This window comes from Streptomyces sp. CBMA29 (assembly GCF_014596445.1).
Lineage (GTDB): Bacteria > Actinomycetota > Actinomycetes > Streptomycetales > Streptomycetaceae > Actinacidiphila.
In genome coordinates this window covers 1-11318 of sequence record NZ_MECL01000247.1, presented here as the reverse complement: position 1 = coordinate 11318, position 11318 = coordinate 1, and the positions used below count along the sequence as shown (strand labels likewise).

At 71.8% G+C, this 11318-nt stretch carries 15 protein-coding genes, 2 pseudogenes and 1 riboswitch; of the genes and pseudogenes, 7 read left to right on the top strand and 10 right to left on the bottom strand.

Annotation, left to right across the window (positions count from 1 at the left end; all coding sequences use genetic code 11):
• The 5 genes and pseudogenes from BGM09_RS33655 to BGM09_RS33635 all read right to left on the bottom strand — a co-directional run.
• Positions 1 to 151 (bottom strand): annotated as a pseudogene (locus BGM09_RS33655) (urease accessory protein UreF); the annotation flags it as partial.
• A 4-nt stretch (positions 152 to 155) separates the two neighbouring features.
• The gene (locus BGM09_RS33650) at positions 156 to 1877 is read right to left on the bottom strand and encodes an urease subunit alpha (protein WP_188285534.1); all 1722 of its coding nucleotides are present in this window, start codon (positions 1875 to 1877) and stop codon (positions 156 to 158) included.
• Positions 1870 to 2181 (bottom strand): urease subunit beta, encoded by a 312-nt coding sequence (locus tag BGM09_RS33645; protein ID WP_188285533.1) that lies wholly within the window; start codon positions 2179 to 2181, stop codon positions 1870 to 1872. The genes BGM09_RS33650 and BGM09_RS33645 overlap by 8 nt, the downstream gene beginning before the upstream one ends.
• A gap of 14 nt (positions 2182 to 2195) precedes the next feature.
• Positions 2196 to 2498 (bottom strand): urease subunit gamma, encoded by a 303-nt coding sequence (locus tag BGM09_RS33640; RefSeq protein WP_188285532.1) that lies wholly within the window; start codon positions 2496 to 2498, stop codon positions 2196 to 2198.
• Between the two features lie 87 nt (positions 2499 to 2585).
• Entirely contained in the window at positions 2586 to 2876 is a 291-nt protein-coding gene (locus BGM09_RS33635; RefSeq protein WP_188285531.1) for a type II toxin-antitoxin system Phd/YefM family antitoxin, read from the bottom strand.
• 85 nt (positions 2877 to 2961) lie between these two features.
• Here BGM09_RS33635 and BGM09_RS33630 point away from each other — a divergent pair, with 85 nt between their 5' ends.
• The 3 genes from BGM09_RS33630 (at position 2962) to BGM09_RS33620 (ending at position 4997) form a co-directional block, all read left to right on the top strand.
• On the top strand, positions 2962 to 3597 hold the full coding sequence (locus BGM09_RS33630; protein ID WP_188285535.1) for an ATP-dependent Clp protease proteolytic subunit: 636 nt from the start codon (positions 2962 to 2964) through the stop codon (positions 3595 to 3597).
• Positions 3598 to 3603: 6 nt separating this feature from the next.
• Positions 3604 to 3924, top strand: a complete 321-nt coding sequence (locus tag BGM09_RS33625) for a hypothetical protein (RefSeq protein ID WP_188285530.1) — start codon at positions 3604 to 3606, stop codon at positions 3922 to 3924.
• A 467-nt stretch (positions 3925 to 4391) separates the two neighbouring features.
• Positions 4392 to 4520, top strand: a riboswitch (cyclic di-AMP (ydaO/yuaA leader).
• A gap of 3 nt (positions 4521 to 4523) precedes the next feature.
• Positions 4524 to 4997: a C40 family peptidase gene (locus tag BGM09_RS33620; protein ID WP_188285529.1), complete on the top strand. Its 474-nt coding sequence runs from the start codon at positions 4524 to 4526 to the stop codon at positions 4995 to 4997.
• Between the two features lie 136 nt (positions 4998 to 5133).
• Here the strand turns inward: BGM09_RS33620 and BGM09_RS33615 are convergent, their stop codons facing one another.
• The gene (locus tag BGM09_RS33615) at positions 5134 to 5982 is read right to left on the bottom strand and encodes an ABC transporter permease (protein WP_188285528.1); all 849 of its coding nucleotides are present in this window, start codon (positions 5980 to 5982) and stop codon (positions 5134 to 5136) included.
• Positions 5972 to 6901: an ABC transporter ATP-binding protein gene (locus BGM09_RS33610; protein WP_188285527.1), complete on the bottom strand. Its 930-nt coding sequence runs from the start codon at positions 6899 to 6901 to the stop codon at positions 5972 to 5974. Before BGM09_RS33610 ends, BGM09_RS33615 begins: the two co-directional genes overlap by 11 nt.
• A gap of 69 nt (positions 6902 to 6970) precedes the next feature.
• Between BGM09_RS33610 and BGM09_RS33605 the strand changes: the two genes are divergently transcribed.
• Entirely contained in the window at positions 6971 to 7630 is a 660-nt protein-coding gene (locus BGM09_RS33605; RefSeq protein ID WP_188285526.1) for a TetR/AcrR family transcriptional regulator, read from the top strand.
• An 85-nt stretch (positions 7631 to 7715) separates the two neighbouring features.
• On the opposite strand, the gene BGM09_RS33600 is transcribed toward BGM09_RS33605, so the two are convergent.
• Positions 7716 to 8441 (bottom strand): ADP-ribosyltransferase, encoded by a 726-nt coding sequence (locus BGM09_RS33600; RefSeq protein WP_188285525.1) that lies wholly within the window; start codon positions 8439 to 8441, stop codon positions 7716 to 7718.
• A 97-nt stretch (positions 8442 to 8538) separates the two neighbouring features.
• On the opposite strand from BGM09_RS33600, the gene BGM09_RS33595 reads away from it, so the two are divergent.
• On the top strand, positions 8539 to 9270 hold the full coding sequence (locus BGM09_RS33595) for a GNAT family N-acetyltransferase (protein ID WP_188285524.1): 732 nt from the start codon (positions 8539 to 8541) through the stop codon (positions 9268 to 9270).
• Between the two features lie 14 nt (positions 9271 to 9284).
• On the opposite strand, the gene BGM09_RS33590 is transcribed toward BGM09_RS33595, so the two are convergent.
• The gene (locus BGM09_RS33590; protein ID WP_188285523.1) at positions 9285 to 9713 is read right to left on the bottom strand and encodes an ATP-binding protein; all 429 of its coding nucleotides are present in this window, start codon (positions 9711 to 9713) and stop codon (positions 9285 to 9287) included.
• A gap of 253 nt (positions 9714 to 9966) precedes the next feature.
• Here BGM09_RS33590 and BGM09_RS33585 point away from each other — a divergent pair, with 253 nt between their 5' ends.
• The gene (locus BGM09_RS33585; RefSeq protein WP_188285522.1) at positions 9967 to 10836 is read left to right on the top strand and encodes a helix-turn-helix domain-containing protein; all 870 of its coding nucleotides are present in this window, start codon (positions 9967 to 9969) and stop codon (positions 10834 to 10836) included.
• An 11-nt stretch (positions 10837 to 10847) separates the two neighbouring features.
• Positions 10848 to 11081 (top strand): DUF397 domain-containing protein, encoded by a 234-nt coding sequence (locus BGM09_RS33580; RefSeq protein WP_188285521.1) that lies wholly within the window; start codon positions 10848 to 10850, stop codon positions 11079 to 11081.
• Between the two features lie 46 nt (positions 11082 to 11127).
• Here the strand turns inward: BGM09_RS33580 and BGM09_RS33575 are convergent.
• A pseudogene (locus BGM09_RS33575) lies at positions 11128 to 11318 on the bottom strand (8-amino-7-oxononanoate synthase); the annotation flags it as partial.

Genomic DNA, 11318 nt, shown 5'->3' with positions numbered 1-11318 from the left:
CCGCGGCCTCCGCGCCGCCGGAGTGCGCGTGGCCGCCGGCCGGGAAGCGGCCGTCGGCCAGCAGCAGCAGGGCGGCGCGCGCGGCCGGTGTCGTGGTCGCGGAGGACAGTGTGGTCGGGGTCGTCGGGGTCGTCGGGGTCGTCGGGGTCATGGTCTCAGAAGAGGAAGTACCGCTGGGCCATGGGCAGTTCCGGCGCGGGCGCGGGCTCCACGACCTCCCCGTCGATCCGTACGGTGAACGTGTCGGGTTCGACCTCGACTCGCGGCAGCGCGTCGTTCTCCCGCATATCGGCCTTGGTGAGGGCGCGCGTACTGCGGATCGGCACGAACTCCTTTCCGAGGCCCAGGCGTTCGGGCAGGCCGTCGTCCAGCGCGGCCTCGTTGACGAAGTTGACGGAGTTGGCGGCGGGCGCGGCGCCGACCGCGCCGAACATCGGCCGGGGCAGCACGGGTTGCGGGGTGGGGATGGACGCGTTGGCGTCGCCCATCTGGGCGTAGGCGATCTGCCCGCCCTTGATGACGAGTTGCGGCTTGACTCCGAAGAACGCCGGTTCCCACAGCACCAGGTCGGCGAGCTTTCCGGTCTCGACGGAGCCGATCTCGTGGTCGAGACCCTGGGCGACCGCCGGGTTGATGGTGTATTTCGCGACATAGCGGCGGGCGCGGTGGTTGTCGGCCGCGCCGTCGCCTGGGAGCGCGCCGCGCCGTCGCTTCATCACGTGCGCGGTCTGCCAGGTCCGCAGGGCGACTTCGCCGATCCGGCCCATGGCCTGCGAGTCGGAGCTGATGATGCTGATCGCGCCGAGGTCGTGCAGGACGTCCTCGGCGGCGATGGTCGACGGGCGGATCCGGGACTCGGCGAAGGCCAGGTCCTCGGGGACCGACGGGTTGAGGTGATGGCAGACCATCAGCATGTCGAGGTGCTCCTCGACGGTGTTGACGGTGTGCGGCCGGGTCGGGTTGGTCGAGGACGGCAGCACGTGCGGCTGCGAGACCACGGTGATGATGTCGGGTGCGTGCCCGCCGCCCGCGCCTTCGGTGTGGTAGGCGTGGATGCCGCGGCCCGCGATGGCGGCCAGGGTGTCCTCGACGAATCCGGCCTCGTTCAACGTGTCGGTGTGGATGGCCAGTTGGGCGCCGGTCCGCTCGCAGACCGTCAGGCAGGCGTCGATGGCGGCGGGGGTGGCACCCCAGTCCTCGTGGATCTTGAACCCGACGGCTCCGGCGCGCAGTTGGTCGTGCATGGACCGCTGGTTGACGGTGTTGCCCTTGCCGAGCAGCCCGACGTTGACCGGATACGCCTCCAGGCCCGCGAACATCCGCGCCAGGTGCCAGCCGCCGGGCGTGATGGTGGTCGCCTTGGTGCCCTCCGCCGGTCCCGTGCCGCCGCCGATGACGGTGGTGACACCCGCCGACAGGGCCTGCGGCAGCAGCGTCGGCGAGATGAAGTGGACGTGCGCGTCGATGGTGCCCGCGGTGAGGATCTTGCCGTTGCCCGCGATGACCTCGGTCTCGGGGCCGATGACGAGATCAGGGTGGACGCCGTCCATCGTCTCGGGATTGCCCGCCTTGCCCAGCGCGGTGATCCGGCCGTCGCGGATGCCGATGTCCGCCTTGACCACGCCCCAGTGGTCGAGGACGACGGCGCCGGTGATGACGGTGTCGGGCGCGCCCTCCGCCCGGCTGGTCCGCGCCTGGCCCATCGATTCGCGGATCACCTTGCCGCCGCCGAAGACGGCCTCGTCGCCCGCGAGTCCCGGCCCGCCCGCCAGGTCGCGTTCGACCTCGATCAGCAGGTCGGTGTCGGCCAGCCGGACCCGGTCTCCGGTGGTGGGGCCGTAGAGGTCGGCGTATACGGCCCGCGAGAGGTCAGCCATCGAGCGCCCCCGCGGTCTCGCCGCGCAGCCCGGCCACGACGCGCTGTCCGGCGATCGGCACCAGTTCGACCTCGGCGGGGATGCCGGGCTCGAAGCGTACGGCGGTGCCCGCTGCGATGTTCAGCCGCAGGCCGCGGGCGGCGGCGCGGTCGAACTCCAGACCGGGGTTGGCCTCGGCGAAGTGGTAGTGCGAGCCGACCTGCACAGGCCGGTCGGCCGCGTTGAGAACGGTGAGGCGGGTCACCGGGCGGCCCGCGTTGAGCGGCACGGGCGGGTCCGCGCTGAGGATCTCTCCGGGGATCATGGCGCTCCTGCCCGTCAGACGATCGGCTGGTGGACGGTGACGAGCTTGGTGCCGTCGGGGAACGTGGCCTCGACCTGCACGTCGTGGATCATCTCGGGGATGCCGTCCATGACGTCGGCGCGGGTCAGCACGGCGCGCCCGGACTCCATCAGTTCCGAGACGCTCCGGCCGTCGCGGGCGCCTTCGAGCAGATGCGCGGTGATGAGCGCGACCGCCTCGGGGTGGTTGAGCCGCAGCCCGCGGGCGCGCCGCTTGGCCGCCACGTCGGCGGCGACATGGATGAGCAGGCGTTCCTGCTCGTGGGGGGTCAACTGCACAGCCACACCTCACAGTCGTCAGAACCCGCGAGATTAGTTCTGCGCGGTTTCGACTGCGTTAACCCCTGTTACGAGCGGCGGTCACTGTCACGGACGGCGGTCGCCGGTCTGGTGACCCCGGTGCTCGGCCGCGATACCGAACCGTCGGCGTTCGCCCGTGGCGGACGTACGGGAGCCGACGGCGGAGACCGTACTGATCACCTGCTCCTCGGCCTGCTCATCGAGATCACGCAGTCGTTGCAGGTCAGCGGCAGACACCAGGGCGACGAGCGGCTTGCCGTGGCGGGTCAGCACCACCTGTTCGCCGCCGTAGACCACGCGGTTGATCAGTTCCGCGAGCTCGGCACGCGCTTGTGTCACCGGGACGTCATGGGTCATGCTCCCCATCATAACGAGATGTACGTCCTGTACATTTTGACCTGTGGCCAGTTCCTGCGCCCAGATCCGCCCGGAGGTGCACGCCGTGTTCCGTCCCACCGCCCGCTACGTCCTGCCCGAGTTCACCGAACGCAGCAGCAACGGCGTCCGCACGATGGACCCGTACTCCAAGCTGCTCCAGGAGCGGATCATCTTCCTGGGCACCCAGGTCGACGACACCTCGGCGAACGATGTGATGGCCCAGCTCATCCACCTGGAGAACGCCGCGCCCGAGCAGGACATCAACCTCTACATCAACTCCCCCGGCGGCTCGTTCTCGGCGATGACCGCCATCTACGACACGATGCAGTTCGTCACCTGCGACGTGGCGACGGTCTGCATCGGGCAGGCCGCCTCGGCCGCGGCCGTGCTGCTGGCGGCGGGCGCTCCGGGCAAGCGGATGATCACTCCGGGCGCGCGGGTGCTGATCCACCAGCCGTCGCTCGGCGAGGTGGTCCAGGGACCCATCTCGGACCTGGAGATCCAGGCCAACGAGCTGCTGCGCACCCGAGAGCAGTTGGAGACGCTGCTGGCCCGGCACACCGGCCGGGACATCGAGCGGATCCGCACCGACATCGAGCGGGACAAGGTTCTCGACGGCGAAGAGGCCGTCGCCTACGGCCTGGTGGACAAGCTGACCACCAGCCGTAAGACCAACGGCCCCGCGTACGGCCTGCGGTGACCCGCGGTGGTCCCGGAACTGCCGCCGCTTCCGGCGCTCACCCGCTCCGAGGGCGAGCTGATCGACTCCTACCTGGAGGTCGTCGATCTGCTCGGCCGGATCAATCCGTCCCGCACCGCCGACACCTACAGCGCGCTGCGGGCCGCCCAGGCGTTGGTGGGCCGGGCGACCGCGCTGCGCGACGCGCTGACCGTGATGCACATGCGGGGCGAGACCGAACTGCACCACGCCACGCTGGCCCGCGCCCTGCGGGTGCTGGACGGCGAGCGGCGGTCGGGTCTGGTGGCGCTGGCGCCCGATCCGGCCGCGGGGCCGCCGCCTGCGTGAGGCTCGTGCGGCCCCGCCTGCGTGAGGCTCGTGCGGTCGCCGACGTGAAGCCCGCACGCTACGCCGACGGAGACCAGGTGTGAGCGCGGTCACTCTGCGCGCTCGAAACCGTCGGCACCGCACCAAAGGGGCTCATCCCATCGGCGTATTCACCGCTCATTCATGATCTCCCGCCGAATTGCGCGCATCGGCCAAAACCCGCCCATAGCCGCTTACATATCCGCAGGTCAGATGATGCGACCGGAGGCGCGGACCGGGTGATTCGCCCCGGTGTCCACCCGAATAGGTGAGTCGTGACCAGACTCACACCGCGCGTTTCCCGCCCGGCTGTGGCCGGTTCTGTGCGTCACCATCCGTAGTGACGACAAGCCCCCGCCGCCGTGGCGGGGCGGTCCACGCGGACGCCCAGTCCCGCCGCCGCGTGGACGTCAGGTCGACATGAGTGCACCGGCGGGAACGGAGGACCCAGGTACGACGGGTCGGTCACGGCACAACGCCGGAGCCGTCCCTTGGGGTGAAGCCGCACCACGCGGCCGGGCATCTTCGCCAGCCCGAACCCGACAGGTCATCCTTCGGAGGCTGATGACGAAGGGTTGCGCATGTTCGCGCTCAAGTGCATCTCCGGACGGCTGTCCCGGCTCGGGACGGCCTCCGTGCTCACCGCCACAGCGGTTGCCCTGCCCGCGCTGCTGCCGGGCACCGCCCAGCAGGCCGAGGCCGCGACGATGGGTGTGAAGGCCCTGAACGTGGCGGCGTCGAAGAAGGGCTCGCCCTACCAGTGGGGCGCCATCGGCCCGAACCGCTTCGACTGCTCGGGGCTGACGCTGTACTCGTTCAAGCGCGCGGGCAAGAAGCTGCCGCGTACCGCCGCCGCCCAGTACAACAGCACCCGGCACATCTCGTCCGGTGCCCGCCGCGTCGGTGACCTGGTGTTCTTCCACACCGGCCGGTCGATCTACCACGTCGGGATCTACGCGGGAAGCGGCCGGATCTGGCACGCCCCCAAGACCGGCGCCAGGGTCCGGCTGGAAAGGATCTGGACCAGCGCCGTCTGGTACGGGCGGGTGGCGTGACCCGGACGGCCGATTCCGCCCGCACCGCGCATCGCGCCCGTACGGCGTATACGGTCCGTACGGCCCGCGCGGCCCGAACAGCTCCCGAGACCCACGCAACTCCCGCGACCCACTCAGCCCACGCAGCCCCCGCAGCTCATACGGCCACGGCGCGTCCCCAGCCGCGGCCGATCCGCCATGCCGCCACCGCACCCGCCGCGGCGGCGACGCCCAGCAGTACGCCGACCCCGGCGAACGTACGGGCCGTGTCGCCCGCGGCGGCGGAGCGGAGCGCGTCGGAGGCCCAGTACCCGGGCGAGGCGGGGCTGATGTCGCGCACCCAGGCGGGGAGCACGGCGAGCGGGACGAGGGCGCCGCCGAGCGTGGTGAGGACGAAGGCGCCGATGTCGTAGACGGCGGAGAGCTGGCCGTGACCGCGGACCAGGACGCCGATCGCCGTCCCCAGCCCGAGCAGGGCCAGGCCCCAGGCCGCGCACGCGGCGAGCAGCAGGGCGGGGGCGGCGACCGGCATCCCGAAGACGAGGACGCCGAAGCCCAGCACCACGGCCTGCTGGACGGCGAGCACGCCGAAGACCGGCACCGCCTTGCCGACCATCAGCTCCAGCGGGTGCACCGGCGTCGACCGCAGCCGCTCCCAGGTCCGCCAGGTCCGCTCGGACAGGATCGAGGTCCCCACGATCGACATCGCGAGCAGCGAGAACATCACCAGCGACCCGACGACGGCCTGCGCCGTACCGGCCGCCGAGCCCTGCGCCTGCTGATACAGAGGGCGCAGCGCCATCAGCAGCACCACCGGCATCACGATCCGCCCGATCAGCGGGCCGGGTTCACGCAGCAGCACCATCGTGTTGTGCCGGATCAGGACTCCGGTGCGCAGGAGCAGGTCCCGCGCGGCGCGCTCGGGCACTTCCGGCGCGTCGGACGCGTCGGGCACCTCGGGCGGGCGGGTGGCCGTAGCCGTCGTGGAGGCGGTGTCATGCCGCATGGCCGACCTCCTCGGGCCGGTGAGCGGCGGTGCGGGACAGCGCGCGGTACAGGTCGTCCAGGTCGGGGCGGCGGATGTCGACGGCGACCGGGGCGAATCCGGCGGCCAGCAGCGCCGCGAGGTCGGCGGGCGGGTCGGCGCTGGCGATCCGCAGGTGTGCGCCGTCGTCCTCGTGGACCCGGTCGCGCAGCCGGGCGGGCAGGTCGGGGCGCGTCGTGGCCGGGTCGAGGGTGATCCGGATCTCGCCGGGGAGGCCGGCGGTGAGGTGCGCTCGGTCGCCGCGCGCGACGACGCGGCCGTCCCTCGCCACCGCCAATGTGGCCTCCAGCTCGACCAGTTCGGGCAGATAGTGCGTGGTGTACACAACGGCGGCGCCCGCGGCGGCGCGGGAGCGTACGGCGGCCAGCAGCGCCTGGCGGGTCTCGGGGTCGGCGCCCGCGGTCGGCTCGTCCAGGAGCAGGACCCGCGGTGCGCCGACCATCGCGGCGGCGGCCTGGGCCCGGCGCCGCTGGCCTCCGGAGAGCACCGAGCACTGCCGGTCGAGGACGTCGGTGAGCATCAACTCCTCGGCGACATCGGCGACCGAGCGCGCCGCGGCCGTACGGCGGAGCCCGGCCAGTCCGGCGAACAGCCGCAACTGCTCGCGGACGGTGACGGTCGGGTAGAGCGCCACTTCCTGTGGTGCGACACCGAGTTGGGCGCGCGCCGCGCGCGGTGACCGGGCGGCGTCCACGCCGCAGACGGTGACCCGGCCCGCCTCCGGCCGGACGAGTCCGCTGACGACCTCGACGAAGGTGGTCTTCCCCGCGCCGTTGTGCCCGATCAGCCCCGCGATCTCACCGGGCCGTACGTCGAGCGAGAAGCCGTCGAGCGCGCGCCGGCTCCCGTAACTCTTGACCAGTCCTTCAGCGGTCAGCATCGCCGTCCCCCGGTTTCCACCATGTCGCGAGTAAATGATCTACACCGTATAGATCTACAGTGTAGAGCCATGAGCGCCAAGCGGGAAGAGATTCTGGACGCGGCCCTGGAGATCGCCGACGAACGCGGCCTGGCCGGGGTGTCGATGCGCGCGGTCGCGCAGGCGGTCGGCGTCACGCCGATGGCCCTGTACCCGCATGTCAGGGACAAGGCGGGGCTGCTGGACGGGATGCTCGGGCGGATGCTGGGGCGGCTCTACGAGGAGGCGCCGGAACTCGCCGACCACAACGCCGACTGGCGCAGACGGCTCGCCGCCTTCGCGCACACCGCACGGCATCTGTCGACCGGTCACCCATGGGCCACCGCGCTGCTGTTCGCCCGCCCGGCCGTCACGCCCGACGCCGTCAGGACCGTCGACTTCGTGTACTGCGCGCTGCTCGACGCGGGCGTGCCGCACGACGAAGTGCCGCGCCTGGAACGGCTGGTGAGCACCTTTGTGCTCGGCTGGATCGCCTCGGAGGCGGGCGGGCGCTTCGGCCCCGACCGCTTCGACCCGCGCGGCCACCGCGGCGACCTCCCGGACGGTCCGCTGCCCGGCCACACCGCCATCGCCCATGTCCTGCGACGCCCGACGGACTGGAACGCCGAATTCGCCACGGATCTAGCCGACTTGGAGCAGTTGGTCCTGGCCGCCGCCCGGCGCGGCCGTCGTCCGCCCCGAACCGAATAGGGTGCCCGAGCCGAACGGCGGGTCCCACGCCGTATGACCTGCCGGTCCGGCCGGGGGTACGGCTCCCCCGGCCGGACCGGAACGGTCAGCCCGCCGGGAGCAGCACCGGCGCGAGCGGACGCGGCGCCGGAATCCCCCGCCACGGCACGTAGTACGGGTTGCGTACGCAGCCGGCCAGGTCCTCGTCCTTGGTCGCCTTGTCGACGGGACAGGCGCCGACGATGAAGCGCCGGGCGAGGCCGCCGGGGAAGGCGACTTCGTGCTGGTCGGCCCACTTGTGGGTGTCACCGATCGTGGCGTTGACGTCGATGCCGCCGGGCGCGTCCACGTAGTAGTTGAAGCCGGGCCTCCACTGCTTGTAGAGGTCGTGGTCGTAGCTGGTGCTCACGAACGGCGACGGCTGGTTCTTCAGCACGTACGCCGCGAGGTCGTACTGCCCGTCCTGCGCGGCCTTGGGCTGGAAGCCCTCCTGGAAGACGACGGCGGGGGCGCGGCCGTCCGAGCGGAACAGCTCACCGCACGTGCGGCGGTACGACGGCTCGGGGGTGATGCGCTCGACGTCCACGCCGCGGTCGGCGGCGGCGAACAGCGGGTCGTGGACCACCGGGCACCAGTCGTCGTCGCCTGCGGGGGCGGGACGGGGCACGAGGGACGTGGAGGGCGCGGACAGGGCGGTGGGCGCCGCCGGGGACAGGGGTCCGGAGGCGGCGGCCGACGCGGTCTCCGCCGTGGCCGCGGTCTGCGCGGCGAGTACGGCGGCCAGGGTCAGCGCGCCGGTCGTGAGAAGCGACCGGACTCGGTTCTTGATCATGACGCACAGACTCGCGGGACCGGCCCCGCGATCCGCCGCATGTCACCCGATCGTAGGCGCGTCCGGCCGCGCAAGGGACGGCTGAGAGGATGGTCGGATGACCTCGCCGACCACCGCGGCGCACCGCGCCGGACCCTCCCTGCGGTCCCTCCTGGACGCCGCCGCGCACGGCGGCTTCCCGCCCGCCGACGGGACCGTCACCTTCGTCGCCCAGCCGTCGGACCGCGACGCCGGAGTCATCGCCTTCACGGCCCACACCGTGGTCTTCGCCGACGCCGCCGACGCGGCGGATACGTCGGATACGGCCGAGTACCCGGCGCCCGGCGACACCGACGCCGGCCACGCCGGTCTCCGCGCCCTGCTCCCGGCCGACGACCTGTCCGCGCCGCTCAACCCGCCGTTCCTGACCGCCCTTTGCGCCCGCACCGGCCGTGTCGTCAACAACCTCGACCTGCTGACCCTGGCCGCCCCGCTCCCGGGGCCGCCCCCGCTCCCCCTCACCGAGACCACCGACCGCTCCCATCCGCGCATCCTGCGGGCGCTCCGCCACCGCGACGACGTCCGCGCCTGGACCGCGCCCGGCGGCACCGTCCTCATCGGCCGCGGTGTGGCGGGCCGTTGGGAGACCGCCGTCGAGGTGGACCCCGACGCCCGCGGCAAGGGCCTCGGCCGCCTTCTCGCCCTCGCGGCCCGCCATCTCCTCCCGGACGGTGAGCCGTTGTGGGCCCAGATCGCCCCCGGCAACGCGGCGAGTGTGCGGGCCTTCCTCGCCGCCGGTTTCGCACCGGTCGGAGCCGAGGCGCTGCTGGTGCCGCCAACGCGCCCGTGAACAGCGCCCGTTGCTCAGGACACCGGGACCGCCCAGGGGATCGTGATCCAGACCGTCTTGCCGCCCTCGTCGGTCGGCGTGATCCGCAGCCTGCCGCCGGACTCCGCCGCCAGGTGCCGAACGATCACCATCCCGCGCCCGTTGTCCTGCTGGACCGCCGCGGGCAGCCGCTGGGGCCAGCGCGGGTGGCTGTCGGTCACGCCGATCAGCAACTGCTCCTGCCGTTCGAGGCGCACGTCCACGGTGAAGGTCGGCGACAGGCCCGAGGTGTGCAGCACCGCGTTGGTGGCCAGCTCGGAGACGATCAGGCGCACGGCGTCGACCGAGGGGGCGTCCGACGGCAGTCCCCATTCGACGAGTCGGGCGCAGACATAGCGCCGGGCCGCCGGTACCGAGGCAGGGTCGCTCGGCAGAGTGACGGAAGCTTCCTGCAGATCTGCCATGGCGACATCGTTCCTTTCCCATCCCACCGTGGACCGGGGTATCGGCGCGGGCTCTCCCGGCCACGCCCGGAAGTGGCTGGTTCGCGCCAGACTGCCACTCATCGTGCCGCCGTTTCGGACGGTCCACCGCGCAATGCATATATCTGTCGCTCGAAACGGTGAACTCTGCTACGTGGATACGCATTTGGTCGGCACACTGTCGTAATGACCGCCCGACTACCGGCATCCCTCACTTCAGGAGGTGCGAGAGGCCATGGAACGGGTCCCCGCCGTACGGCGACGCAAGCTCGGCGGCGAACTGCGCCGACTTCGCGATCTGTCCGGAATGACCAGCGAGCAGGTCGCCGAGGCGGCCGGCTGGCACCAGTCGAAAGTCAGCCGTATCGAGACCGGCCGCAGCAGCGTCAGCGCCGAGGACGTCGACGTGCTGCTCGACGTCTACGAGGTGCGCGACCGCGATCTGCGCGACCTGCTGGCCACGCTGGCCGGGCAGGGCAGGCAGCGCGGCTGGTGGCAGGACTTCCGCGACGTACTGCCCGTGGAGTACCGCGACTTCATCAGCCTGGAGGCGGGCGCAAGCCGGGCCCGCTCGATGGAGAACAGCGTGGTGCCCGGACTGCTCCAGACTCCCGCCTACGCCCAGGCGCTCACCAGCGACGTCATGCCGCAACTGACCCGGAGCGAGGCCACCGCACTGGTCGACGTGCGGATCGCCCGGCAGGCGGTGCTGCGCCAGGACGAACCGCTGGAATTGTGGGCCGTGCTGGACGAGGCCGTGCTGCGCCGCGTGGTCGGCGGCCCCGCGGTCATGTCCGATCAGTTGCGGTCACTGGAACGCGCCGCCGTGCTGCCGCAGATCCGGCTCCAGGTGTTGCCCTTCGGCGCCGGGGGCCACATAGGAGTTACGGGTTCGTTCGTTATCTTCTCATTTCCGCGCATCGCTGATCTCGACGTGGTTGTTATCGATCATTTGACGAGTAGTCTCTACGTCGATCGAAAAGAAGACATCACTGCTTACGGCGCCGCTTTCACCCGATTGAGCAACATTGCCCTTCCTCGCGACGAGTCCGTCGCGTTGATCAGTAAGATCGCCGGGGAGATGTCGCGATTCGCAGGCGCATAAAGGAGGCCACCATGTCGGCACAGTCCGGGTACGTTTCCTCGAGCGCGTCGATTTCCGGCGTGTCATGGCGGAGGAGCAGTCACAGCACCGCCGCGAACAACTGCGTGGAGACCGCGAGACTGGTCTCGGGGCTGCTCGCCGTCCGCGATTCCAAGGACCAGGAGGGGCCCGCGCTGCTCTTCCCACCGGGTGCCTGGTCGCACTTCGTCGGGGCGCTACGCCGGGACGACCTCGGTCCCGCCTAGGACCGGTCCGGTTCCGGCGGCGAACGGACGGCGGCGGGCCGCGCCCTCAACCGCGCGGCGCCGTGCGGACGATGATGTCCACCGCGCCCGCGATCTGGGCGTCCGTCAGGTCGCAGCGCGCGGTCAGCCGCAGCCGGGACACCCCGTCGGGGACGGACGGCGGCCGGAAGCAGCCGACGGCCAGACCCGCGGCCCGGCACCGGGGCGGCCACGCGGGGGCCGGCTCGGGGGGCGGCG